A 23,963-nucleotide genomic window follows, 5' to 3' on the forward strand; every position below is an offset into this window, starting at 1 on the left:
CGTAGAGGGGTGTCCAAGTATCGTGACGTTGCGCCGGGACGGCCAGAACGGGATGGGGACGGACGGAGAGGACGTCAGATGCAGGGGTTAGTGCTGCAGCTGACGCGCGTCGGCTTTCTGCTGCTGCTGTGGCTGTTCATCTGGTCGGTGCTGCGGATTCTGCGCACCGACATCTACGCGCCCCCGGGCACGGTCATGGTGCGTCGCGGCTTGCCGCTGCGCAGATCGCTGCTGCCCAGCCGGGGCCGTCGCAATGTGGCCCGTCACCTGATCGTCACCGAGGGCGCGCTGGCCGGAACCCGGATCACCCTGGGCAGCCAACCGGTGCTCATCGGCCGGGCCGACGACTCCACCCTGGTGTTGACCGACGACTACGCCTCGACCCGGCATGCCCGGCTGTCGCCTCGAGGTTCGGACTGGTACGTCGAAGACCTAGGATCGACCAACGGCACATACCTTGACAGGGCGAAGGTGACGACGGCGGTACGGGTTCCGATGGGCACACCGGTTCGGATCGGCAAGACGGTAATCGAGCTGCGCCCGTGACACTGGTGCTTCGATACGCCGCGCGCAGCGACCGCGGCCTGGTCCGGGCGAACAACGAAGACTCGGTCTACGCCGGCGCGCGTCTGCTCGCGCTGGCCGACGGCATGGGTGGGCACGCGGCCGGCGAGGTGGCCTCCCAACTGGTCATCGCCGCGCTGGCCCATCTCGACGACGACGAGCCCGGCGGCGACCTGCTCTCCCAGCTCGACGACGCGGTCCGGGAAGGCAACGCGGCGATCGCCGCTCACGTCGAGGCCGACCCCGAACTCGAGGGCATGGGCACCACGTTGACCGCAATCTTGTTCGCGGGCAACCGTCTTGGTCTGGTTCACATCGGCGACTCGCGCGGCTACCTGCTGCGTGACGGGGAACTCACCCAGATCACCAAGGACGACACCTTCGTTCAGACGCTGGTCGACGAGGGTCGCATCACCGCCGAGGAGGCGCACAGCCATCCGCAGCGGTCGCTGATCATGCGCGCGCTGACCGGCCACGAGGTCGAGCCGACGCTGATCGTGCGTGAAGCCCGCGCCGGCGACCGCTACCTGCTGTGCTCCGACGGGCTGTCCGACCCCGTCAGCCATGACACCATCCTGGAAGCGCTGCAGATCGCCGACGTCGGCGAAAGCGCCGACCGGCTCATCGAATTGGCGCTGCGCGGCGGCGGCCCGGACAACGTCACCGTTGTGGTCGCCGACGTCGTCGACTACGACTACGGCCAGACCCAGCCGATCCTGGCCGGCGCGGTGTCCGGCCACGACGACCAGGTCGCCCCGCCCAACACCTCGGCGGGCCGCGCGTCGGCGTTCAACCCGCGCCGCAACGAAGCCAAACGCGTTCTGCCCCAAGAAGAGGAACCGACGCGCCCGCCACGGTCACGGCGCCGGATCTTCATCGCCGCGACGCTGGTGGTGCTGGTGGTGGTGGCCGGTCTGGCCATCGCTCGCGAAATCGTGCGCAGCAACTTCTACGTCAGCGACCACGACGGCGTCGTATCGATCATGCGCGGGGTGCCGACCTCGTTTCTCGGCTACTCGCTGCATGAACCGTACCGACAGGGTTGTCTGACCCCGTTCAACCAACTGACCCTCATCAGCCCCGGCCAGGACCCGCGGGACTGCGACCTGTTCCGCGTCTCGGACCTGAAGCCCTCTGAACAACAACAGGTCATGTCGGGTCTGCCGACCGGGTCTGAAGACGAGGCCATCAACCAGATCAGCCAACTGGCCCGCGACTCGCTGCTGCCCGTCTGCCCGCCGCCTGCCCCGCCGCGACCGACCACCACCGTCCCGCACTCCCCTGGGGCGACGAATTCGCCGGGGCTGCCCAATGTTCCGCGCCCGCCGGCTCCCGAGACCCCGCGCTCGGCGCCCCCACCCCCGCCGTCGCCGTCGCCGTCGCCAGCGCCCGAGTCGCCGAAGCCGTCACCCGCGCCGCCCGCGACCGACCCGCCGCCGCCTCCCTCGCCGGCGCCTCCGACCGTCACCGCGCTGCCACCCCCGCCGCTGGAACCGGGCGTTACCTGCCGGGAAGTGGCATGACCACACAACCGCAGTCCGCCGTCTCCGTAGTGCCGCCGCTGCCTAACCGGCGCAACGCCGAACTGTTCCTCCTCGGGTTCGCCGCGGTCATCACGACGATCGCGCTGCTGCTGGTCGAAGCCAACCAGGAACAGAGCCTGCGGTGGGAGTTGGTGCAGTACTCCGTCGCCTATCTCGCGTTGTTCACCGGTGCTCATCTGGCGGTGCGACGGTTCGCCCCGTACGCCGACCCGCTGCTGCTACCCGTCGTGGCGTTGTTGAATGGCCTGGGGCTGGTGATGATTCACCGACTCGACCTCAGCGAAGGTGAGACCGTCCGAAGCGGGCTGGGCGGCACGGCCAACCAGCAGATGCTGTGGACGCTGGTCGGGGTGCTCGGCTTCTCGTTCGTCGTCGTGTTCCTGCGCGACCACCGCCTGCTGGCCCGCTACGGCTACCTCTGCGGCGTCACCGGGCTGATCCTGCTGGCCATCCCCGCGGTGCTGCCCCGCTCGATCTCCGAGCAGAACGGCGCGAAGATCTGGATTAAGTTGCCGGGCTTCTCAATTCAGCCCGCCGAGTTCTCCAAGATTCTGCTGCTGGTTTTCTTCGCCGCGGTGCTGGTCAACAAGCGCAGCGTGTTCACCAGCGCCGGCAAGCACTTCCTGGGAATGGACCTGCCCCGGCCGCGGGATCTGGCCCCGCTGCTGGCCGCGTGGATCGCCTCGGTCGGCGTGATGATCTTCGAAAAAGACCTAGGCACTTCACTTTTGCTGTACGCATCGTTTCTGGTGCTGGTCTACATCGCCACGGACCGGCTCAGCTGGATGGTCATCGGGTTGGCCCTGTTCGCCGCGGGAAGCGTTGCGGCCTACTACCTTTTCGACCACGTACAGTTGCGCGTGCAGAACTGGCTCGACCCGTTCTCCGACCCCGAGGGCGCCGGCTACCAGATGGTGCAGTCGATGTTCAGCTTCGCCACCGGCGGCATCTTCGGCACGGGCCTGGGCAACGGGCAACCCGGCACCGTGCCCGCCGCGTCGACCGACTTCATCATCGCCGCCGTCGGCGAAGAACTCGGGCTGGTGGGTCTGGCGGCCGTGCTGATGCTCTACACGATCGTCATCATCCGCGGGCTGCGCACCGCGATCGCCGTGCGTGACAGCTTCGGCAAGCTGCTGGCCGCCGGGCTGGCCTCCACGCTGGCGATCCAGTTGTTCATCGTGGTCGGCGGGGTCACCAAGCTGATTCCGCTGACCGGCCTGACGACACCGTGGATGTCCTACGGCGGTTCGTCGCTGGTCGCCAACTACATTCTGCTGGCGATCCTGGTCCGCATCAGCCACTCCGCGCGCCGCCCGCTCGTCAACAGCCCGCACAGCGCGACCCCGATCGCCGCGGCAGGCACCGAGGTGATCGAGAAGGTATGAACACCTCGCTGCGCCGCATCTCCGTCGCCGTCATGGCGCTGGTGGTGTTGCTGCTGGCCAACGCCACCGTCACCCAGGTCTTCACGGCCGAGGGTCTGCGCTCGGATCCGCGCAACCAGCGGGTGCTGCTCGACGAGTACTCCCGGCAGCGGGGCCAGATCTCGGCCAGCGGCCAACTGCTCGCCTACTCGGTGTCGACCAACGGCCGGTTCCGGTTCCTGCGGGTGTACCCCGAGCCGTTGGTGTACGCCCCGGTCACCGGCTTCTACTCGCTGCGCTACTCCAGCACCGGCCTGGAACGCGCCGCGGACTCCGTGCTCAACGGCTCGGACCAGCGGCTGTTCGCCCGCCGGCTGGCCGACTTCTTCACCGGCCGCGATCCGCGCGGCGGCAACGTCGACACCACCATCAACCCGCAGGTGCAACAAGCCGCGTGGAACGCGATGGAAGACGGCTGCGACGGCCCGTGCAAGGGTTCGGTCGTCGCGATCGAACCGTCGACCGGGAAGATCCTCGCGATGGTGTCGTCGCCGTCCTACGACCCCAACCTGCTGGCCACCCACGACATGGACAAGCAGGCGGCCGCCTGGCAGCGGCTGCGCGACGACCCCGACTCCCCGATGCTGAACCGCGCGATCTCGGAGACGTACCCACCCGGTTCGACGTTCAAGGTCGTCACCACCGCCGCGGCGCTCGCACACGGCGCCTCCGAGGACACCCAGGTCACCGGCCAAGCCAAGATTCAGCTACCCAACAGCACCGCCACCCTGGAGAACTACGGCGGCTCGGCATGCGGGTCGGGCCAGACCGTCACCCTGCGGGAAGCGTTCGCACGGTCCTGCAACACCTCGTTCGTCGAACTGGGCATCGACACCGGCGCCGACGCGCTGCGATCGACCGCGCTGGGCTTCGGCATCGGCGCGCCTCCCCCGCTGATCCCGCTCCAGGTCGTCGAATCCACGGTCGGCCCGATCGTCGACGACGCCGCGCTGGGCATGTCGAGCATCGGGCAGAAAGACGTCGCCCTCACGCCGCTGCAGAACGCGGTGGTCGCCGCCACGATCGCCAACAACGGCGTGCCGATGCGGCCGTATCTGGTCGATAGCCTGAAGGGACCCGACCTGTCCAACATCGCCACCACGGCTCCCACCGAAGAGCGGCGGGCGGTGTCGCAGCAGGTCGCCGATACACTAACGGATCTGATGGTCGCCGCCGAGCAGGTGACGCAGCAGAAGGGAGCCATCGCCGGCGTGCAGATCGCATCAAAGACCGGCACAGCGGAGCACGGAACCGATCCGCGCAACACCCCGCCGCATGCCTGGTACATCGCCTTCGCCCCTGCCCAGGATCCCAAGGTGGCGGTCGCGGTGCTTGTCGAGAACGGTGGCAACCGGCTGTCGGCCACCGGCGGCGCGCTGGCCGCCCCGATCGGGCGCGCTGCCATCGCGGCGGCGCTGCGAGGTGGCTCATGAGTGCCCGCGTCGGGGTGACGCTGTCGGGTCGCTACCGGCTGCAGCGGCTCATCGCCACCGGCGGCATGGGCCAGGTCTGGGAAGGCGTCGACTCCCGGCTGGGCCGACGCGTGGCGATCAAGGTGCTCAAGGCCGAATACTCCACCGACGCCGAGTTCGTCGAACGTTTCCGCGCCGAGGCGCGCACCGTCGCGATGCTCAACCACCCCGGCATCGCCGGCGTGTACGACTACGGCGAGACCGAGATGGACGGCGAAGGCCGCACCGCGTATCTGGTGATGGAGCTGGTCAACGGGGAACCGTTGAACTCCGTGCTCAAGCGCACCGGGCGGCTGTCGCTGCGCCACGCCCTCGACATGCTCGAGCAGACCGGCCGCGCGCTGCAGGTCGCCCACAGCGCCGGGCTGGTGCACCGCGACGTCAAACCGGGCAACATCCTGATCACCCCGACCGGGCAGGTGAAGCTCACCGACTTCGGCATCGCCAAGGCCGTCGACGCCGCCCCGGTCACCCAGACCGGCATGGTGATGGGCACCGCGCAGTACATCGCGCCCGAACAGGCGCTCGGCCACGACGCGACAGCGGCCAGCGACGTCTACTCGTTGGGTGTCGTCGGCTACGAATCGGTCTCGGGGAAGCGGCCGTTCACCGGCGACGGCGCGCTGACCGTGGCGATGAAGCACATCAAGGAAACCCCGCCGCCGCTGCCCGCCGATCTGCCACCCAACGTGCGTGAGCTGATCGAGATCACCCTGGTCAAGAACCCCGGCATGCGGTACCGCTCCGGCGGCGCGTTCGCCGACGCCGTCGCCGCCGTGCGCTCGGGCCGGCGCCCGCCGCGACCCAACCAGGCGCCGTCGCTGGGCCGGGCCGCACCCGCGGCGGTGCCCTCGGCCGCCCAGGCCCGCGCCGCGGCGGATGTCACCGGCCGCGCGCCGGCCACCGCTGCGCGTCCCCGCCCGGTCACCGGCAGCCACCGCACTCCCCCGCCGCGAAGCACCTTCTCCTCCGGGCAGCGCGCGCTGCTGTGGGCGGCCGGGGTGCTGGGCGCGCTGGCGATCGTCATCGCCATCTTGATCGTGCTCAACGCCCAAGACCGCCGCGACCGAGAGAACCAGCCGCCGCCGACGGTCACCACCACGATCACCGAGACGACGCCGTTCTCCCCGACCGCGATGGCACCTGCGCCGGAAGGCGACGGTCATGTCAACGAGGAAATGCGGGTAACCCGACACGATGTGCTCGCATCGGCAGCCGAGGCGTGGGCGCCGCAGACCCAGCGACAGACCGTTTCAGAACAGACACCGCAATGACGACCCCTCAGCACCTGTCCGACCGATATGAACTCGGCGACATCCTCGGCTTCGGCGGTATGTCCGAAGTCCATCTCGCGCGTGACACGCGCCTGCACCGGGACGTCGCGATCAAGGTGCTGCGCGCCGACCTGGCTCGTGACCCCAGCTTCTATCTGCGGTTCCGTCGGGAGGCGCAGAACGCCGCCGCGCTGAACCACCCGGCGATCGTCGCCGTCTACGACACCGGCGAGGCCGAAACGCCGACCGGGCCGCTGCCCTACATCGTGATGGAGTACGTCGACGGCGTGACGCTGCGCGACATCGTGCACAACGACGGCCCGATGGAGCCCAAACGCGCCATCGAGGTGATCGCCGACGCCTGCCAGGCGCTGAACTTCAGCCACCAGCACGGCATCATCCACCGCGACGTCAAACCCGCCAACATCATGATCAGCAAGACCGGCGCGGTGAAGGTGATGGACTTCGGTATCGCCCGCGCGCTGGCCGACGCGAGCAGCGTCACCCAGACCGCCGCGGTGATCGGCACCGCCCAGTACCTGTCCCCCGAGCAGGCCAGCGGCAACTCGGTCGACGCGCGCTCCGACGTCTACTCGTTGGGTTGTGTGCTTTACGAAATCCTCACGGGGGAGCCACCTTTCGTTGGCGACTCGCCGGTGGCGGTGGCTTATCAGCATGTGCGGGAGGACCCGGTTCCGCCGTCGGAACGCAACCCCAACGTGCCGCCGGAACTGGACGCGGTGGTGCTCAAGGCGCTGGCCAAGAACCCCGACAACCGGTACCAGACCGCCGCGGAGATGCGGGCGGATCTGGTGCGGGTGCACAGCGGCGAACAGCCCGACGCCCCGAAGGTGCTGACCGACGCCGAACGCACCTCGTTGTTGGCGGCGTCCCCGGGACACGACCGCACCGAGCCCATCGATGACGTGGCGCGTCCGTTACCGGAGTACGAGGAGCGTGAACGACGCGGATCGGTGGGACGCTGGCTGGTCGCCGTCGCCGTGCTGGCGGTGCTCACCGTCGTCGTGACGGTGGCGATCAACATGTTCGGCGGAGAGACCCGCGCAGTGCAGGTCCCCGACGTGAGCGGGCAGGCCAGCGCGGACGCGATCGCCGAACTGCAAAACCGCGGCTTCAAGACCCGCACGCAGCAGCAGCCGGACTCCACCGTGCCGCCCGACCACGTGATCAGCACCGAACCGGACGCCAACAGCTCCGTGGCTGCCGGTGAGGAGATCACGATCAACGTCTCCACCGGACCCGAACAACGGGAGATCCCCGACGTCAGGAACCTGTCCTACGACGACGCGGTGGAACAGCTCACCGATGCGGGCTTCGAGAGGTTCAAATCCTCGACATCGCCGTCCACGCCGGAGCTGAAGGACAAGGTGCTGGGTACCAACCCGCCGGCCAACCAGACGTCGGCGATCACCAACGAGATCACGATCGTGCTCGGTTCGGGCCCGGAGAGCAGGTCCGTCCCGGACGTGGTTGGCCGCACGACCGAGAGCGCCAACCAGATCCTCAACGCGGCGGGCTTCACCAACACGGTGCCCGTCGAGGTCGACAGCACCGAGCCGCGGGGTCAGCTGGTGGGCACCGTGCCCGCGGCCGGCCAGACGGTGCCGGTGGACTCGGTGATCCAGTTGCAGGTGTCGCGGGGCAATCAGTTCGTCATGCCGGACCTGTCGGGCCAGTTCTGGACCGACGCCGAACCACGGCTGCGCGCGCTGGGCTGGACCGGCGTGCTCGACAAGGGCGCCGACGTCCCCAACAGCGGCCAGCGGACCAATGCGGTGGTGCGTCAGAGCCCCGCGCCGGGCACCGGGGTCAACTTCGGCGCGACGATCACGCTGAGCTTCGCGTCGTAGCCGCGGCCACCGCGTCGGCGACCTCGGCCTCGAGCCGGCGCACCAGTCCTTCGGCCCGTGCCGCGCCGCAGTGGCCCAGCCAGTTGGCGAGCATCCGGTGACCGCCCTCGGTGAGGATCGACTCGGGATGGAACTGCACCCCGTGGATCGGCAGCGCGACGTGGCGGACCCCCATCACGACGCCCCCGTCGGTGCGCGCGATCACCTCGAGTTCTGCGGGCATGGTCTCCGGCAGGATCGTCAGCGAGTGATACCGCGTTGCGGTGAACGGGTTCGAAAGTCCTTGCAACACACCGGTATTGGTGTGGTGCACGACGCTGGTCTTACCGTGCAGCAGTTCGGGTGCGCGGTCGACGGTCGCGCCGAACGCCACCCCGATGGCCTGGTGACCCAGGCACACACCGAGCAGCGGGGTTTTGGCCGTCGCGCAGGCCGTCACCAACGGAATCGAGGCGCCGGCCCGCTGTGGGGTACCGGGCCCGGGACTCAGCAGCACGCCGTCGAAGGCCTCGGCGGCGCGCGCGACGTCGGCGTCGGTGCCCAGGCGCTCGTCGTCGTTGCGCCAGACTTGCACGTCCACACCGAGCTGGCCCAGGTACTGGACCAGGTTGAACACGAAGCTGTCGTAGTTGTCGACGACCAACACCTGCATCAGGCAAGGCTACCTACTGCGGTTCAGTAACCGACGGGTCCCAACGGTTTGGCGTACTGCATCCGCACCGGTTGCTTGTGGCCGACCACCTCGACCGAACTCCGGGGCTCCTCGGAGTAGCCCAACCCGAAGCGCACGACGTACTGCCGGTACAGCTTGACCAACGGCGACGCGGCCAGGGCGGCTTGCATCGCGCCGGCGTCGCCGATCGCGGTGATCACGTACGGCGGGCTGTAGGTACGTCCGTTGAGCAGCAACGTGTTTCCCACACACCGCGGCGCCGACGTGCCGATGATGCGCTGGTCTTGCATCTGGATGCCCTCGGCGCCCGCGCTCCACAGCGCGTTGAGCACGGCGTCGATGTCCTGCTGGTGCACGACGAGGTCGTCGGGGGAGGCGTCGCGCGGGAAGCGGCCCTCGGCGTCGCGCTGGGCGTCGTTGAGGGTAACGACCAGGCCCGGACCGCGCATCGGTTCCAGCCCGGCGCCGACGCCGAGGCGCTCGGCTCTGGCGGTGATGGCGGCCAGGGCCGCGTCGGTGCCCGGGCTGCCGCCGTGGTGGCTGTCGAGCGCGTCGGCCAAAGCGTCCCGTTCGGCGCTGAGGCGGTCTACCGACTGCTGGGTTTCCCGGACGAGGTCGACCAGCCGTGGGGCGTCGCTGCGCCGGATCTCGTCGCCGCCGGATACGCCGTGGGTGGCCGCGAGGAGTATCCCGGCCAGCAGGCAGATCACGGGGACGCCGAAGCGCCACGCGCTGCGCTTGCGCGTTGGCGGGGGAGCGGTGGGCTCCATCGGCTGGTCCTCCCTGGGATCGTCGCTGCGATAGGCTAGCTACATCGTCGCACCGTGTGACCCCGATTTCTCGCGAAGGTACCCATGCCCAAGTCCAAGGTTCGAAAGAAGAACGACTTCACCATCAACCCGGTGAGCCGGACCCCGGTCAAGGTCAAGGCCGGCCCGTCGAGCACCTGGTTCGTGGTGTTGTTCATCAGCTTGATGCTGATCGGCCTCGTGTGGCTGCTTGTCTTCCAGCTCGCCGCATCCGCTATCCCGTTCATGGCCGACCTTGGGCCGTGGAACTATGCGATCGCGTTCGCCTTCATGATCACCGGGCTTTTGCTCACGATGCGGTGGCGCTGAGGCACGTCGCCCTCAAATGAATTCATTTTGGTCATTTGGGGTTCGCCCGCTAGCAACTTCGCTGTCATCGGATCACACTGATGTGATTCATCCCCATTGGGGATAGCACTTGTGGATAACCTCATTCCCGGCGGTGAGAGGGTGTTGATTACCCGTGCAGCAAACTGAATGGAGTCCACCGCCGCTTGGAATCGCAGCGTGCGGCGTAGCCGGGCTTATCTTGGCTATCAGCGTTGTGACCGTGGTCACAGACCCGCCGGGGCGGCTTCTCGGAGGCGTAGCCGCCGTCGGTTTGTTGGTGTTCGCAACGATGTCGTGGCGTGCCCGGCCCAAGCTGGCAATCGCCGGCGACGGTCTGGTGTTTCGCGGCTGGACCGGCACCCGGCACCTGCAGCGCGGTGACATCCGCCGCATCCGGATCACCGAGTTCCGCCGGCTCGCCCGCAAGCAGCGGTTGCTCGAGATCGACACCGTCGACGATCGGCTGCTCGTGTTCACCCGATGGGACCTGGGCACCGACCCGCTGGACGTGCTCGACGCGCTGACCGAGGCCGGTTACGCGGGCGGCCGTGGGTGATTTCGGTGCGCTACGCAGCGCCTCGCGCGGCTAGGCGCACCGAAGCCGCCTAGCTGACGGTGATCGAGTCGATGACGACCGGGTCGGTGGGCCGATCGTTGCGGTCGGTGGCGGTCGTGGCGATCGCGTCGACCACCTTCTGCGACTCGGGGTCGACGACCTCACCGAAGATGGTGTGCTTGCGGTTGAGGTGCGGGGTCTTGCCGACCGTGATGAAAAACTGCGATCCGTTGGTGCCCGGACCGGCGTTGGCCATGGCCAGCAGGTAGGGCTTGTCGAACTGCAGCTCGGGGTGGAACTCGTCCTCGAACTTGTAGCCCGGCCCGCCGCGGCCGGTGCCGGTGGGGTCGCCGCCCTGGATCATGAAGCCGGCGATGACGCGGTGAAAGACCACGCCGTCGTAGAAGGGCCCGGACGTGCCGCCCGATGCGTTCTCGCCGCTGTAATCCCTGGTGCCCTGCGCTAGGCCGACGAAGTTGGCGACGGTCTTGGGGGCGTGGTTACCGAAGAGTGCGATCTTGATGTCACCGCGGTTGGTGTGCAGGGTCGCGGTGGCTGTCTGAATGGGGCTCGTCACGAGAAATCAGTCTGCCACGCGCGCTCCGGCGGCCAACCGGGCACCGCTGGATAGCCGGGGATGGCAGGCTGGTATGCACTTCCGAAGGGCGACGAGAGGGCCGAGGATGCGCGCGAAGACAGACGACCAGTTGACTCCCCGCCAGCGGCTCAACCGCGGCCTGAAGTATTCGGCGGTCGGCCCGGTCGACGTCACCCGCGGAGCGGTGGGGCTGGGCGTCAGCGGTGCGCAGTCGTCGGCGCAGTGGGTCGGGGAGCGCTACCGTCAGGGCCGGCTCAAGGAGCAGTTGAGCAAGGACCTGGCCGCCGCTCAGGAGACGATCAGCGCCGAGTTGGCCGCGGCCCAGGAAGTGGTTGCGGGGCTGCCGGAGGCGTTGAACAAGGCCCGGGCGCGGCGCCGACGTCGACCGCTGCTGTTGGCCGCGGTGGGCGTGGTGGTGCTGGCCGGGGGAGCGGTGGCCTTTTCGATCGTTCGCCGGTCGAGTCAGCCCGAGCCCTCGCCGCTGCCGCCCAGCGTGGAAGTGACGCCGAAACCGTAGTCGGCGCAGGACATTTGCGTGGAGCCTAGGAGAATCGAACTCCTGACATCTACCTTGCAAAGGTAGCGCTCTACCAACTGAGCTAAGGCCCCGTGAGCGGTTCGGCCGGTACGTCGGCGGCGACGTGCCACACCTCGACGCCGTGCCGCGACCGCCACAACGTGACGGCCACCGCCGCGACGATCCCTGTGGCGGCCAACAGCGCCAGCCTCATGGTGTGAACCTTTCCGTGGGGCTAGGAGGACTCGAACCTCCGACCTCTTCGTTATCAGCGAAGCGCTCTAACCGCCTGAGCTATAGCCCCGTATGCCGTCTGGCCGAGCGACGAGATTACCGCAACCCTAAGCCGCTACCCAAACTCAATCCCGATCGGCGAGGGTGACCTCGACACCGCCGACCAAATCGGTCGTCAAGTTGTAGACGAACGCACCCACCGTGGCCATCGCGGTCAGCAACACGATGTTGACCAAACCGATCAACGTCGCGCCGCCGAAGATCGTTCCGCTGGACACCAACTCGCCGCCGGAGGTTCCGCTGGCGCTGGTGAGCAGGTCGCCGACGTTGCTGTTGAGCTTGCTCCACACGCCCATGCCCCCGAGCGCCAGGTACAGGAACGCGACGGCGATCATCCACACGAAGAACAGCGCGACCGACAGCACCAGCGAGACTTTCAGCGTGCTCCACGGGTCGATACGCCGGATCTGCATGCTGGCCCGGACCGGACCGTGGTGGCGGGCGCCGACCTGGATGCGGCTGGTGGGACCCGCCGGCCGGTGGGCCGGTTCTGCCGCGGACCGCTCCGCGGGTGGTTTGCGTGGCGTCGGACGCGGCGCCGGACCGGACAGGTCGGGCAACTCGCTGCTGTAGGCCTCCGGGGGCGGCTGCCTGTTCTCCTGCCCTGGTTGCCGGGTCTCCGGGCCGCTTTGCCGGGCCTCGGGACCCTGCCGGCCGTCGCCGCCGGCGACGTGTCCGGCCGGACGTGGGCCGTCGTCGCCGCCACCTTCGGGTGCGTCGCCGCGGGTGTTGGGACCCCGCCCAGCCACCGGACGCCGGCGCGGCGGGCCCTCCGGCGGCCGTTGCGACGCATTCGCGCCGCGCGCCGCACCCTGGCCTCGCTGCCATGGCGGGGCGTCACCGCGGTCGGAAACGCCTGGCCGCGACGCTGCCGCGCCCAGCGCTCCGCCGTCGTGGCCGGGGCCGCCGGCCGAACCGTTGGCGCCGCCGGGACCATCGACCGCGCGCGGGTGTCCCGGCTCGTTCGGTGAACTCACCTACGGCTCCTCACTGATGACGGGCGCTCAAGCTCCGGGGTCGGTGTTGACCTCATCGGTGCTGTCACCTTCCTCGGCGTTGCGCGCGATGGCAACCAGTGTGTCGCCCTCGCCCAGGTTCATCAACCGGACGCCCTTGGTTTGCCGCCCGGCCTTGCGAACCTGGCGAGCCGCCGTCCGGATGACGCCTCCACCCGAGGTGATGGCGTACAGCTCTGTGTCGTCATCGACGATCAACGCACCAACAAGGGTGCCACGACGTTTGTCGTACTGGATCGTCAGCACCCCTTTGCCACCGCGGCCCTGCACCGGGTACTCCTCGATCGCCGTGCGCTTGGCGTACCCGCCTGACGTCGCGACCAGCAAATACGTATCCGGGCGTACCACGTTGAGCGACAGCAGTTGGTCGTCGGTGTTGAACCGCATGCCCTGCACGCCGGAGGTGGCGCGGCCCATCGGCCGCAGCGCCTCGTCGGTGGCGGAGAACCGGATCGACTGGCCATTGGCCGAAACCAGCAGCAGGTCGTCGTCGGCCGAGCACAGCACGGCGCCCACCAACTCGTCACCGTCGCGCAGGTTGATCGCCACGATGCCGCCCGACCGGTTGGAGTCGAACTCGGTGAGCCTCGACTTCTTCACCAGCCCGTTGCGGGTGGCCAGCACCAGGTAGGGCGCATCTTCGTAGGTCTTGATCTGGATGACCTGGGCGATGCGTTCCTCGGGCTGGAAGGCCAGCAGGTTGGCCACGTGCTGGCCGCGCGCGGTGCGCGACGTCTCCGGCAGGTCGTAGGCCTTCGCGCGGTACACCCGGCCCTGCGTGGTGAAGAACAGGATCCAGTCGTGCGTGGAGCAGACGAAGAAGTGGTTGACGATGTCGTCCTGTTTGAGGCCGGCACCCTGCACCCCCTTGCCGCCGCGCTTCTGGCTGCGGTACAGGTCGGTCTTGGTGCGTTTGGCGTAGCCGGTCTCGGTGATCGTGACGACGACGTCCTCGCGGGCGATCAGGTCTTCGTCGCTGACCTCGCCGTCGGCAGGCACGATGCGGCTGCGGCGGTCGTCGCCGTACTTGTCGACGAGTTCCTTGAGCTCATCGCGCACGATGGCCCGTTGCCGCTCGGGCTTGGCGAGGATGTCTTCCAGGTCGGCGATCTCGGCTTCGATCTTGGCCAGATCGTCGACGATGCGCTGACGCTCCAGGGCGGCCAGCCGCCGCAGCTGCATGTCCAAGATGGCCTGGGCCTGGATGTCGTCGATATCCAGGAGCTCGATCAGGCCTTGGCGCGCGACGTCGACGGTCTCCGAGGCGCGGATCAACGCGATCACCTCGTCGAGGGCGTCGAGCGCCTTGACCAGGCCACGCAGGATGTGGGCCCGTTCGTTGGCCTTGCGCAGCCGGTAGGTGGTGCGCCGCACGATGACGTCGAGTTGGTGGTCGACGTAGTACCGGATCATCTGATCCAGGCGCAGCGTGCGCGGCACCCCGTCGACGATCGACAGCATGTTGGCGCCGAAGCTGGTCTGCAGCTGGGTGTGTTTGTAGAGGTTGTTCAGCACCACCTTGGCCACGGCGTCGCGCTTGATTTCGACAACGATGCGCAGACCCACCCGGTCGCTGGACTGGTCCTCGATGTTGGCGATGCCGGCGAGCTTGCCGTCGCGGACCTGCTCGGCGATCGAGGTGATGAAGTTGTCGTGGTTGACCTGGTACGGCAACTCGGTGATGACGATGCCGGTGCGGCCGCGGCTGTCCTCTTCGATCTCGACGACGCCGCGCATCCGGATCGACCCGCGGCCGGTGGTGTAGGCATCCGTAATGCCTTGGGAGCCAACGATCAAACCGGAAGTGGGGAAGTCCGGGCCCTTGACGCGTTCGCAGACGGCCTCGAGCGTGGCTTCCTCGTCTGCGTCGAAGTTGTCCAGGCACCAGTACACCGCGTCGGCGAGCTCGCGCAGGTTGTGCGGCGGAATGTTGGTGGCCATGCCGACTGCGATGCCGCCCGACCCATTGGCCAACAGGTTGGGGAACCGGCTCGGCAGCACCGTCGGTTCCTGCACCCGGCCGTCGTAGTTCGGGACGAAATCGACAGTCTCCTCGTCGATTTCGCGCAGCATCTCCATCGCCAGGGGAGTGAGCCGCGCTTCCGTGTACCTCATGGCGGCCGGCGGGTCGTTGCCGGGCGAACCGAAGTTGCCCTGCCCGTCGACGAGGGGATAGCGCAGCGACCACGGCTGGGCCAGCCGGACCAGGGTGTCATAGATCGACGCGTCACCATGGGGGTGATAGTTACCCATCGTCTCGGCAACGGAGCGCGCGGATTTCGCGTGGCTGCGGTCCGGGCGAAAACCCGAGTCGTACATCGCGTAGAGCACCCGGCGGTGCACCGGCTTGAGCCCGTCCCGCACCTCGGGCAGCGCGCGGCCCACGATCACGCTCATCGCGTAATCGATGTAGCTGCGTTGCATCTCCTGCTGGATGTCGACCGGTTCGATGCGGTCGCCTGCTTCGCCGCCGGGAGGCAACGTGGTGTCAGTCATGAATTAGGTCCTAGTATTGGTCGGCTATGTAGCACTAAACGTCAAGGAAACGAACGTCTTTCGCGTTGCGGGTGATGAAACTTCGGCGCGCTTCCACGTCCTCGCCCATCAGCACCGAGAACAGCTCGTCGGCAGCTGCCGCGTCGTCCAGGGTGACCTGGCGCAGGATTCGCGTGGAGGGATCCATCGTGGTCTCCCACAGTTCCTTGGCGTCCATCTCGCCAAGACCCTTGTACCGCTGGATGCCGTCGTCGGCGTTGATCTTCTTACCCGCCTGGCGGCCCGCCTCCAGCAGGGCGTCGCGTTCACGGTCGGAGTAGGCGAACTCCGGCTCGCTGCGCTGCCACTTCAGCTTGTACAGCGGCGGCTGCGCCAGATACACATGGCCGTTTTCGATGAGCGGCTTCATGAACCGGAACAGCAGCGTCAACAGCAGCGTGGCGATGTGCTGACCGTCGACGTCGGCGTCGGCCATCAACACGATCTTGTGGTAGCGCAACTTGGAGATGTCGAACTCGTCGTGGATACCGGTGCCCAGCGCGGTGATGATCGCCTGTACTTCGGTGTTCTTCAGCACGCGGTCGATACGCGCCTTCTCGACGTTGATGATCTTGCCGCGCAACGGCAGGATCGCCTGGAACATCGAGTCGCGGCCGCTCTTGGCCGAGCCGCCAGCCGAATCACCCTCTACCACATAGAGTTCGGACTTGCTCGGATCGGTGGACCGGCAGTCGGCCAGCTTGCCCGGCAGCCCGCCGAGGTCGGTGGCGCTCTTGCGGCGCACCAATTCACGTGCCTTACGCGCCGCGATCCGCGCTTGCGCAGACGAGACCGCCTTGTTGACAACGGTTTTGGCCTCGGAAGGGTTGGCCTCGAACCAGTGGCTCAGTTGCTCGTTACAGATCTTCTGCACAAACGACTTCACCTCGGTGTTGCCGAGTTTGGTCTTGGTCTGGCCCTCGAACTGGGGTTCGGCCACCTTGACCGAGATGACGGCCGCCAGGCCTTCGCGGATGTCGTCGCCGGTGAGGTTGGGATCCTTGTCCTTGAGCAGCTTCTTGTCTTTGGCGTACCTGTTGACCACGGTGGTGAGCGCGGCCCGGAAACCCTCTTCGTGGGTGCCGCCCTCGTGGGTGTTGATGGTGTTGGCGAAGGTGTGCACCGACTCGGAGTAGCCGCCGTTCCACTGCATGGCGATCTCGACCTCGTGGCCCTCACCCTTGCCGCCGAAGTCGATGATGCTCTGGTGGATCGCCGATTTGGTCCGGTTGATGTGCTTGACGAAGTCGACCAACCCGCCGGGATAGTGAAACGTCCGTTGTTTGACCTTGAACGGCTCGACCGCCTCGGCCGCCTTCTCCTCGGCGGATTTGGGTGCTTCGGCGACGTCGCTGACCACCTCGTCGGTGACCTCTTCTGCCCGCACCCGCTCATCGACCAGCGAGATCGTCAACCCCTTGTTGAGAAACGCCTGCTCCTGCAGGCGGCGCGCGACGGTCTCGAAGTCGTACTCGGTGGTTTCGAAGATGTCCGGATCGGCCCAGAACCGCACCGTCGTCCCCGTCTTGTCGGTCTTCCCGCCCTGCTTGAGCTCACCGGGCACGGACCGGTCGTAGTACTGGAACCACTCGTAGCCGTCGCGGAAGATCGTCACCTCCAACCGCGCGGACAGTGCGTTGACCACCGAGACGCCGACGCCGTGCAGACCGCCGCTGACCGTATAGCCGCTGTTCTCGCCGCCGAACTTGCCGCCGGCGTGCAACTGGGTCATCACGACGTCGACGGTGGGGACGCCGGCCTGTTTGTGCATGGCCACGGGGATGCCGCGGCCGTCGTCGGTGACCTCGACGCTGCCGTCGGCCAGGATCTTGACGTCGACTCTGGTGGCGTAGCCCGCCATCGCCTCGTCGATCGAGTTGTCCACGACCTCCCAGATAAGGTGGTGGAGGCCGCGTTCTCCGGTCGAGCCGATGTACATACCCGGACGTTTGCGGACCGCCTCGAGCCCTTCGAGAATGGTGATCGCATCGGCGCCGTACTCCTTGGGAGCACTCTTCTTCTGGGCAGCCACGTTGGACGGGTCTCCTTGGGGTTCAAATGCGGGCGGCCGAGCACCGCCCACTGATTCTGTAAACAGTCTACCGGGAACGACCGTCAGGACCGACTCTGAGGGGGCGTTTCTACACACCTAATTGCGTCGCCTGTGGAATTTTTCGCCTGGAGGTGCCTCATGACGCTTCAGAACACCGATCGAAGCGTTCTAGTGCATTTCAGGAACCAGCCGCGACGGCGGTCAGCCGTACGTATCCCGGGGTCCCCGGCCAGCGATGTGGTACGGGCCTTTGCGCCATGACGGCGCCACCGGTCCGACGATCTTCAGCGAGGTCACCACCCCGTCGCCGACCTCCGCGGCGATCTTGGCCAGCAGTTGGGCTTGGACCATCCGCAGCTGGGTGGCCCACGCGGTGGACTCCGCCGACACCGTCAGCACCCCGTCGTGCAGTGCGGTCGGCGTCGCGTGCGCCGCGATCTGCTCGCCGACGACGCCGGGCCAACGTCCGAACACCGCGCCCTGCGCGACGCGGCCGGACCAGCCGCGGGTTTTGGCGACGTCACGCGCCGCCGACCCGAGCGGTTGTGGATCACGCGCGTCCGGTCCCGGGCCTGACCAGCGACGACGGCTGTTTCCCGCCACCCGGCGTGGTTGCGGCCGCCGGCCCCGGCCGATGTCCTTACCTTGGCTGCGCGCCGCGCCACGTGCTTCTTCCAACGTGCGCCGCACCAGATCCATCCCCGCCAGGTTCGCCAGCCGCTCGGGTGGACGCACGTCGCCGTTGTCGCTGTCGTCAGTCATGGTCCACTCCAGCCACCTCCGAGACCCGGCCGTCGTCGCCGTCGCGCATCGTCACCTCGATCCGGCGGGCATCCCAGTCGGCGGGGATGTCGTCGGCGACGGCCGCGGTGACCAGCACCTGCTCGGCGTCGGCTGCGACATTGGCCAGCGCTTGCCGTCGTGCGGTGTCGAGCTCGGCGAACACGTCGTCGAGCAACAGCACAGGATCCCCGCCTTCGGCACGCAACAACTCGTAGGCCGCCAACCGCAGCGCCAACGCCATCGACCACGACTCCCCGTGGCTGGCAAAGCCTTTCGCGACATGATCGCCCAGCCGCAGCTCCAGGTCATCGCGGTGCGGCCCGACCAGACAGACACCGCGCTCGAGTTCGGCGTCACGGCGGCGCGCCAGCGCGTCCAGCAGCGCCGCCTCGAACACCTCCACATTGCCGGTGCCCGCGGCGCTTTCTTCCTCGACGACTTCCACGCCGCTGCGGTAGCGGATCGACGCCGGGCGCGACGCCGGCGCCAACAGCTGGTAAGCCTTTTCCACTTCGGGAGCCAGTTGGTTGACGAGGTCGACGCGGGCCGCGATCAGCCGCGCACCTTTCTCGGCCAGGTGTCCGTCCCAGACATCGAGGGTGTCGAGGACCCCGCGGTCACCGCGATAGCGCGCGGCCGCGGCGGTCTTCAACAGCGCGGTTCGTTGCCGAAGCACCTTGTCGTAGTCCGCGCGCACCGCGCTGACCTGGGGGCGCCGGGTGGTGGCCAACTCGTCGAGGTAGCGACGACGCTCGCCGGGATCACCGCGCACCAACGCCAGGTCCTCCGGTGCGAACAACACCGCACGCAACACCCCCAGGATCTCGCGGGCCGCGCGCACCGGTGACCGGTTCAGCCGGGCCTTGTTGGCCCGGCCCGCGGTGATCTCCAGGTCGACCGCCAGCTCACGGCCCTCGTTTACCACGATGGTCGACACCACCGCGCGCTGAGCGCCCGTTCTGATCAACGGCGCATCGGTGGCGACCCGATGCGAGCCCAGCGTCGCCGAATACCACAGCGCTTCAATGATATTGGTCTTGCCGAAGCCGTTCGGACCGACAAACACAGTGCGCCCGGGCGCCAACTCCAGGTCGACCCGCGGCCATGACCGGAAGTCGGTCAATCCGAGACGACGGACGTGCACCCTAATCGCTCCTCGCGTACGCAGGCACCTAGCCCGACTCGCTGATCCGCTTGACCGCATGGCCACCGAACTGGTTGCGCAACGCCGCGACGGCCTTCATGGTCGGCGACTCGTCTTGACGTGACAGGAAGCGGGCGAACAGCGACGCGGCGATGCTCGGCACCGGAACCCGCAGCCGGATCGCCTCCTCCACGGTCCACCGGCCTTCCCCGGAATCCTCGGTGTAGCCGCTGATCTTGGCGAATCCCGGATCCTCTTTCAACGCCTTCGCCAGCAACTGCTGCAGCCACGATCGCACCACGGTGCCGTTGCTCCACGCCTGATACACCGCCTGCGGGCTCTCGATCAACTCTTCCGCAGACAGCATTTCGTAGCCTTCGGCGTACGCGGTCATCAGCGCGTACTCCACCCCGTTGTGCACCATCTTGGCGAAATGCCCCGCACCGACCGGCCCGGCGTGGACGAACCCGTCTTCGCGCGGTCCGGGCGGGCGCAGGGTGTCGAAGATCGGCATGGCGCGTTCGACGTCGGCGTCCGCGCCGCCCACCATCAGCCCGTAGCCTTCTTCAAGGCCCCAGATCCCGCCCGACACCCCTGCGTCAATAAATGCTATTCCTTTGTCGCCCAATAACTTTGCGTGTGGCGCGTCTTCGGTGTAACGGGAGTTGCCGCCGTCGATGACCAGGTCGCCGGCGCTGAGTACGTCGGCGAGGCTGGTGATCGTCTCCCGGGTGATCGGCCCCGACGGCACCATCACCCACACCACCCGCGGGGTGTCCAGGGCGTCGGCGAGCGCCGCCAGCGAGGGCACGTCGCTGACCTCGGGTCTCGGGTCGTAGCCGACGACCTCATGGCCGTCCTCGCGCAGGCGCTGCCGCATGTTGAAGCCCATCTTGCCCAAGCCGACCAGACCCAGTTGCATATGCGCCCCTCTCCCGGGATCGGGCCGGTCAGCCGGGAAGCCGCACCGGCATCAACAGGTAGACGTAGTCAGTCTGCGCGGCGGGGAACGGACCGGACGCGCCGGCCTCGGCCCCGTCGTCGCCGGCCGGACGCAGTACCGCGGGTCGGCTGGGCGTGGTGAACCCGAACGTCACCCGCTCCGAATGCAGTGAGCCCAGCCCGTCGGTCAGATACGTCGGGTTGAACGCGATGGTCAGCGGATCGCCAGCGAACGTCACCGGCAGGTCCTCTTCGGCACGTCCGACGTCGTCGGCGCCGGCGGACAACCGCAGCACGTCCTCGGCGAACTCCATCCGCACCTGCGCGCCCCGGTCAGCCACCAGTGCGACGCGTTTGATGGCTTCGGTGAGTTCGGCGACGCCGACGGTGGCCACCGAGGTGTGCTCGGTGGGCAGCAGCTGGCGAAACTTCGGGAACTCGGCGTCGAGCAGTCGGGTGGTGCTGCGTTTGCCTTGGCTGCGGATACCGAGCAGACCCTCTTGACCGACCTCGGCGCCCGCACCCAGCGACAGGTGGACTTCACCACCGTCGGTGGCCGCCTTCGCCGCTTCGGCCAGCGTCTTGGCCGGGACCAGCACCGCGGCTTCCAGATCGGCCGACGAGGTGGACCAGGTCAGTTCGCGAACCGCGAGCCGGAACCGGTCAGTGGCCGCCAAAACGACCTTCTCCCCGGCGATTTCCACCCGGATGCCGGTGAGCATCGGCAGCGTGTCATCACGGCCGGCGGCGACGGCCACCTGACCGATCGCCTCGGCGAACAAGTCCGATGACACCACCCCGGTCTCCTCGGGCAGGGTGGGCAGGGTGGGGTAGTCCTCCACGGCCATCGTCGGCAACGAGAACCTGGCGCTACCGCAGGTCAATGACACCCTGGTGCCTTCGACGCTGACGTCGATCGGCTTGGCGGGCAACGCCCTGGTGATGTCGGACAGCAGCCGTCCGGACACCAAAACGCTTCCCGGGGAGGCGATTTCGGCCGGGACTTGCACTTCTGCCGACACTTCGTAGTCGAAGCCGGAGATGGTCAGCCCCTCGTCGGTGCCGGTGAGCAGCACCCCGGCCAGCACCGGAACCGTCGGTCGGGTGGGGAGGTTTCGGGCCACCCAGGCGACCGCGTCGGCGAAATCTTCGCGCACCAGCCGGAACTTCAAATCGGTGAGACCGACCGTTGTCGTCGCCACGTCCATTGGGTCCCTTCGATCAATGACACAACAAGCACTACGCAGCGGTTCCCCGGTGTCTCACCCGCATTCGAACCGATTGCGTCGGAACGACCGTAACGGCTGCCGCTGAACCACCGTAGAGCTTTCCGCCTCAACTTGAAAGCTAAACGATGGGGCTGACATGCAGGTCGGGAAGGGGTTTCGAATTCGGATCTGCGGGTTATGTCCCCAGGTGCCTACTTCAAAGAAGAGTTCCGATAGATATACAAGCAACAGTATTAGGGCCTGTGCACATTGGGGATGAACACCGGTCTGCGCAGCCCAGCGTGATTTCGCGGCTGTGAATGAGCTGTGGATGATGCGTTGACCGAATGACAATCGCTGGGGAGTCCCGCCCGCCTGTGGACGACCCGCCGGCCGCTTCCAGCGCCGGTGCCCAGGTTGTGCACATGGTGTGCACAGGGTCGGTCTGTGACCAGTGGTGCTGGCGGTGCCAAAGATTTTTCGGATTCTTCGTGCTACGGACGCGCGAAAGCCACCGCCGATGCGGTGGTTGAGGTGAGGTGGACGTCAGCGCTTGGAGCGCTGACGGATCCGGGTGGTCAGCTCCTTGACGTGATCGAACACCTCGCGGCGTTCGGCCATCTCGGCGCGAATCTTCTTCTCCGCGTACATGACTGTGGTGTGATCGCGCCCGAACGCCTGCCCGATCTTGGGCAGTGAGAGATCGGTCAGCTCGCGACACAGATACATCGCGATCTGCCGGGACTGGGCCAGCGCGCGGGTCTTGCCGGGTCCACGGAGCTCTTCGACCGTGGTCTCGAAGTACTCGGCGGTGGCCGCCATGATCGCGGCCGTGCTGATCTGCATGGTGGTGGCATCGGCGATCAGGTCACGCAACACGATCTCGGCCAGCGAACGGTCGATGGTCGTCTTGTTCAGTGAGGCGAACGCGGTCACCCGGATCAACGCGCCCTCGAGTTCGCGGATATTGCGCTCGATGCTGCTGGCGATGAGCTCGAGCACGTCGTCGGGGACGTCGAGGCGGTCCATCTGCGCCTTCTTGCGCAGGATCGCGATGCGGGTCTCCAGTTCGGGCGGTTGAACGTCGGTGATCAGACCCCACTCGAACCGGGTCCGCAACCGGTCTTCGAGGGTGGCCAGCTGTTTGGGCGGGCGGTCCGAGGAGATGACGATCTGCTTGTTGGCGTTGTGCAGGGTATTGAAGGTGTGGAAGAACTCCTCCTGGATACCTTCTTTACCTTCGATGAACTGGATGTCGTCGACCAGCAGCACGTCGATATCGCGGTAGCTGCGTTTGAACGAGGCTTTGCGGTCATCGCGCAGCGAGTTGATGAAGTCGTTCGTGAACTCTTCGGTGGAGACGTATTTCACCCGCATCCCGGGGAACAGGCGCTGCGCGTAGTTGCCGGCCGCGTGGAGCAGGTGCGTCTTACCCAGACCGGATTCCCCCCAGATGAACAAGGGGTTATAGGCGCGGGCCGGCGCCTCGGCGATCGCGAGGGTCGCGGCGTGGGCGAACCTGTTGGACGCCCCGATGACAAAGGTCTCGAAGGTGTAGCGGCGGTTCAGGTTGACCGCGGTGTCTTCATCGTCGGAGGCGTTGAGCTGTCGGTTGGCGAAGTAGGTCGGCCAACTTTCCTCGGCGCTGGCCAGGGCTTCGGAGACCTCGTCGACTTCATCGGGTTCGAGGGGGGCGGGCGCGCTGGAGCCGTCGTCGCCCTCATCCTCGGACGACGCGGCAATGCGAACACCGAGTTCGACGCGCTGGCCGAGTTGGCGGCTGAGCGCGCTGATGATCGGTTCACGCAGGTGGCGTTCGATCTCGTTCTGCACAAACGGCGTCGGTACCGACAGGAGGGCAAATCCCTCGGTGATGACGAGCGGCTTGACGAGCTTCAGCCATGCCCTTTGCTGCGGGGTGAGAACGGGCAGGGTCGATTCCCCGTTGGGCGCGTCGGCGGGCCGAGAAGTGCCGTTGAGTTCAGCGACGACGGTGTTCCACACCGACACGAACGGCGGATCGGGGTCGGCTGTCAATGACTGGTAACCCCCTTTAGGTCGTGTTTGAGACGACCAAATCGAACGATGACGAACTGTCCACAAACTTATCCACAGGTTGTGGATAACGGACAATCGCCGCCGCTCGGTGCTCTACCGGTGAGGAGGGCAGTGGCCGGGCTCGTCGCAGTCGTGCGGGCCGTGGGCTCGCGGCTGTTCGGCCATCCTCATTTCGTTGTCTGTCGCCGTTTCGTTATCGAATCGGCCTTGGCAGAAGCTAACAGGTTTCGGGCCGGGTGCCAACCGTTCTGCGACATTGACGGGGGCGGATTTTTGCCGTGTCGAAAGGCGCGAC

The 23,963-nt window shown here is 67.2% G+C and carries 21 protein-coding genes and 2 tRNA genes; 9 read left to right on the plus strand and 14 right to left on the minus strand.

The window, feature by feature from the left end; genetic code table 11:
* Window positions 1-78: 78 nt before the first annotated feature.
* The 6 genes from ABQE93_RS04170 to pknB are packed head-to-tail and all read left to right on the plus strand — an operon-like array spanning window position 79 to window position 8,152.
* Window positions 79-546, plus strand: coding sequence for an FHA domain-containing protein FhaB/FipA (locus tag ABQE93_RS04170; RefSeq protein ID WP_448391504.1), 468 nt, complete (start codon window positions 79-81; stop codon window positions 544-546).
* Complete coding sequence (locus tag ABQE93_RS04175) at window positions 543-2,087, plus strand: PP2C family protein-serine/threonine phosphatase (RefSeq protein WP_448406006.1); 1,545 nt, start codon at window positions 543-545, stop codon at window positions 2,085-2,087. The genes ABQE93_RS04170 and ABQE93_RS04175 overlap by 4 nt, the downstream gene beginning before the upstream one ends.
* A complete protein-coding gene (locus tag ABQE93_RS04180; protein ID WP_448406007.1) occupies window positions 2,084-3,496 on the plus strand; it encodes a peptidoglycan glycosyltransferase RodA in 1,413 nt (470 codons plus the stop codon). Before ABQE93_RS04175 ends, ABQE93_RS04180 begins: the two co-directional genes overlap by 4 nt.
* Window positions 3,493-4,968, plus strand: a complete 1,476-nt coding sequence (gene pbpA, locus ABQE93_RS04185; RefSeq protein WP_448406008.1) for a D,D-transpeptidase PbpA — start codon at window positions 3,493-3,495, stop codon at window positions 4,966-4,968. The genes ABQE93_RS04180 and pbpA overlap by 4 nt, the downstream gene beginning before the upstream one ends.
* A complete protein-coding gene (locus ABQE93_RS04190; protein WP_448406010.1) occupies window positions 4,965-6,281 on the plus strand; it encodes a protein kinase domain-containing protein in 1,317 nt (438 codons plus the stop codon). The genes pbpA and ABQE93_RS04190 overlap by 4 nt, the downstream gene beginning before the upstream one ends.
* Entirely contained in the window at window positions 6,278-8,152 is a 1,875-nt protein-coding gene (pknB, locus tag ABQE93_RS04195) for a Stk1 family PASTA domain-containing Ser/Thr kinase (protein WP_448406011.1), read from the plus strand. Before ABQE93_RS04190 ends, pknB begins: the two co-directional genes overlap by 4 nt.
* Here pknB and ABQE93_RS04200 read toward each other — a convergent pair.
* Complete coding sequence (locus tag ABQE93_RS04200) at window positions 8,130-8,804, minus strand: aminodeoxychorismate/anthranilate synthase component II (RefSeq protein WP_448406012.1); 675 nt, start codon at window positions 8,802-8,804, stop codon at window positions 8,130-8,132. The two genes, pknB and ABQE93_RS04200, sit on opposite strands and share 23 nt — an antisense overlap.
* A 23-nt stretch (window positions 8,805-8,827) precedes the next feature.
* A complete protein-coding gene (locus tag ABQE93_RS04205; protein WP_448406013.1) occupies window positions 8,828-9,595 on the minus strand; it encodes a DUF881 domain-containing protein in 768 nt (255 codons plus the stop codon).
* A gap of 84 nt (window positions 9,596-9,679) precedes the next feature.
* On the opposite strand from ABQE93_RS04205, the gene crgA reads away from it, so the two are divergent.
* Window positions 9,680-9,943: a cell division protein CrgA gene (gene crgA, locus ABQE93_RS04210; RefSeq protein WP_448391512.1), complete on the plus strand. Its 264-nt coding sequence runs from the start codon at window positions 9,680-9,682 to the stop codon at window positions 9,941-9,943.
* 154 nt (window positions 9,944-10,097) lie between these two features.
* A complete protein-coding gene (locus ABQE93_RS04215) occupies window positions 10,098-10,520 on the plus strand; it encodes a PH domain-containing protein (RefSeq protein ID WP_448406015.1) in 423 nt (140 codons plus the stop codon).
* Between the two features lie 49 nt (window positions 10,521-10,569).
* Here the strand turns inward: ABQE93_RS04215 and ABQE93_RS04220 are convergent, their stop codons facing one another.
* Window positions 10,570-11,097 carry a peptidylprolyl isomerase gene (locus ABQE93_RS04220; RefSeq protein ID WP_448406016.1) on the minus strand — a complete coding sequence of 176 codons (528 nt, stop codon included), beginning with the start codon at window positions 11,095-11,097 and terminating at the stop codon, window positions 10,570-10,572.
* Window positions 11,098-11,203: 106 nt separating this feature from the next.
* On the opposite strand from ABQE93_RS04220, the gene cwsA reads away from it, so the two are divergent.
* The gene (gene cwsA, locus ABQE93_RS04225; RefSeq protein ID WP_448406018.1) at window positions 11,204-11,635 is read left to right on the plus strand and encodes a cell wall synthesis protein CwsA; all 432 of its coding nucleotides are present in this window, start codon (window positions 11,204-11,206) and stop codon (window positions 11,633-11,635) included.
* 19 nt (window positions 11,636-11,654) lie between these two features.
* Here the strand turns inward: cwsA and ABQE93_RS04230 are convergent.
* From ABQE93_RS04230 to dnaA, 11 genes are all read right to left on the minus strand, one after another.
* Window positions 11,655-11,727 (minus strand) — tRNA-Ala (locus ABQE93_RS04230).
* The gene (locus ABQE93_RS04235; protein WP_448406019.1) at window positions 11,718-11,849 is read right to left on the minus strand and encodes a hypothetical protein; all 132 of its coding nucleotides are present in this window, start codon (window positions 11,847-11,849) and stop codon (window positions 11,718-11,720) included. The genes ABQE93_RS04230 and ABQE93_RS04235 overlap by 10 nt, the downstream gene beginning before the upstream one ends.
* A gap of 16 nt (window positions 11,850-11,865) precedes the next feature.
* Window positions 11,866-11,939 (minus strand) — tRNA-Ile (locus ABQE93_RS04240).
* Window positions 11,940-11,994: 55 nt separating this feature from the next.
* On the minus strand, window positions 11,995-12,906 hold the full coding sequence (locus ABQE93_RS04245; protein WP_448406020.1) for a DUF3566 domain-containing protein: 912 nt from the start codon (window positions 12,904-12,906) through the stop codon (window positions 11,995-11,997).
* A gap of 27 nt (window positions 12,907-12,933) precedes the next feature.
* The gene (gyrA, locus tag ABQE93_RS04250) at window positions 12,934-15,441 is read right to left on the minus strand and encodes a DNA gyrase subunit A (protein WP_448406021.1); all 2,508 of its coding nucleotides are present in this window, start codon (window positions 15,439-15,441) and stop codon (window positions 12,934-12,936) included.
* Between the two features lie 34 nt (window positions 15,442-15,475).
* Window positions 15,476-17,512 carry a DNA topoisomerase (ATP-hydrolyzing) subunit B gene (gene gyrB / locus ABQE93_RS04255; RefSeq protein WP_448406022.1) on the minus strand — a complete coding sequence of 679 codons (2,037 nt, stop codon included), beginning with the start codon at window positions 17,510-17,512 and terminating at the stop codon, window positions 15,476-15,478.
* A 222-nt stretch (window positions 17,513-17,734) separates the two neighbouring features.
* Window positions 17,735-18,295: a DUF721 family protein gene (locus ABQE93_RS04260; RefSeq protein ID WP_448406023.1), complete on the minus strand. Its 561-nt coding sequence runs from the start codon at window positions 18,293-18,295 to the stop codon at window positions 17,735-17,737.
* A complete protein-coding gene (gene recF / locus ABQE93_RS04265) occupies window positions 18,288-19,460 on the minus strand; it encodes a DNA replication/repair protein RecF (RefSeq protein ID WP_448406024.1) in 1,173 nt (390 codons plus the stop codon). The genes ABQE93_RS04260 and recF overlap by 8 nt, the downstream gene beginning before the upstream one ends.
* Window positions 19,461-19,488: 28 nt before the next feature.
* Entirely contained in the window at window positions 19,489-20,382 is an 894-nt protein-coding gene (gene gnd / locus ABQE93_RS04270) for a phosphogluconate dehydrogenase (NAD(+)-dependent, decarboxylating) (protein WP_448406025.1), read from the minus strand.
* A 28-nt stretch (window positions 20,383-20,410) separates the two neighbouring features.
* Window positions 20,411-21,604, minus strand: a complete 1,194-nt coding sequence (gene dnaN / locus ABQE93_RS04275; RefSeq protein ID WP_448406026.1) for a DNA polymerase III subunit beta — start codon at window positions 21,602-21,604, stop codon at window positions 20,411-20,413.
* 552 nt (window positions 21,605-22,156) lie between these two features.
* Window positions 22,157-23,647, minus strand: a complete 1,491-nt coding sequence (gene dnaA / locus ABQE93_RS04280) for a chromosomal replication initiator protein DnaA (protein ID WP_448406027.1) — start codon at window positions 23,645-23,647, stop codon at window positions 22,157-22,159.
* Window positions 23,648-23,963: the final 316 nt, after the last annotated feature.

The organism is Mycolicibacterium sp. XJ662, assembly GCF_053484035.1.

What these genes read in the sequence shown, in the direction of transcription:
- ABQE93_RS04170 (WP_448391504.1), top strand. Translation starts at nt 79, where the DNA reads ATGCAGGGGTTAGTGCTGCAGCTGACGCGCGTCGGCTTTCTGCTGCTG.
- ABQE93_RS04180 (WP_448406007.1), top strand. Translation starts at nt 2,084, where the DNA reads ATGACCACACAACCGCAGTCCGCCGTCTCCGTAGTGCCGCCGCTGCCT.
- pbpA (WP_448406008.1), top strand. Translation starts at nt 3,493, where the DNA reads ATGAACACCTCGCTGCGCCGCATCTCCGTCGCCGTCATGGCGCTGGTG.
- ABQE93_RS04190 (WP_448406010.1), top strand. Translation starts at nt 4,965, where the DNA reads ATGAGTGCCCGCGTCGGGGTGACGCTGTCGGGTCGCTACCGGCTGCAG.
- pknB (WP_448406011.1), top strand. Translation starts at nt 6,278, where the DNA reads ATGACGACCCCTCAGCACCTGTCCGACCGATATGAACTCGGCGACATC.
- ABQE93_RS04200 (WP_448406012.1), bottom strand. Translation starts at nt 8,804, where the DNA reads ATGCAGGTGTTGGTCGTCGACAACTACGACAGCTTCGTGTTCAACCTG.
- ABQE93_RS04205 (WP_448406013.1), bottom strand. Translation starts at nt 9,595, where the DNA reads ATGGAGCCCACCGCTCCCCCGCCAACGCGCAAGCGCAGCGCGTGGCGC.
- crgA (WP_448391512.1), top strand. Translation starts at nt 9,680, where the DNA reads ATGCCCAAGTCCAAGGTTCGAAAGAAGAACGACTTCACCATCAACCCG.
- cwsA (WP_448406018.1), top strand. Translation starts at nt 11,204, where the DNA reads ATGCGCGCGAAGACAGACGACCAGTTGACTCCCCGCCAGCGGCTCAAC.
- ABQE93_RS04235 (WP_448406019.1), bottom strand. Translation starts at nt 11,849, where the DNA reads ATGAGGCTGGCGCTGTTGGCCGCCACAGGGATCGTCGCGGCGGTGGCC.
- gyrA (WP_448406021.1), bottom strand. Translation starts at nt 15,441, where the DNA reads ATGACTGACACCACGTTGCCTCCCGGCGGCGAAGCAGGCGACCGCATC.
- ABQE93_RS04260 (WP_448406023.1), bottom strand. Translation starts at nt 18,295, where the DNA reads ATGACTGACGACAGCGACAACGGCGACGTGCGTCCACCCGAGCGGCTG.
- gnd (WP_448406025.1), bottom strand. Translation starts at nt 20,382, where the DNA reads ATGCAACTGGGTCTGGTCGGCTTGGGCAAGATGGGCTTCAACATGCGG.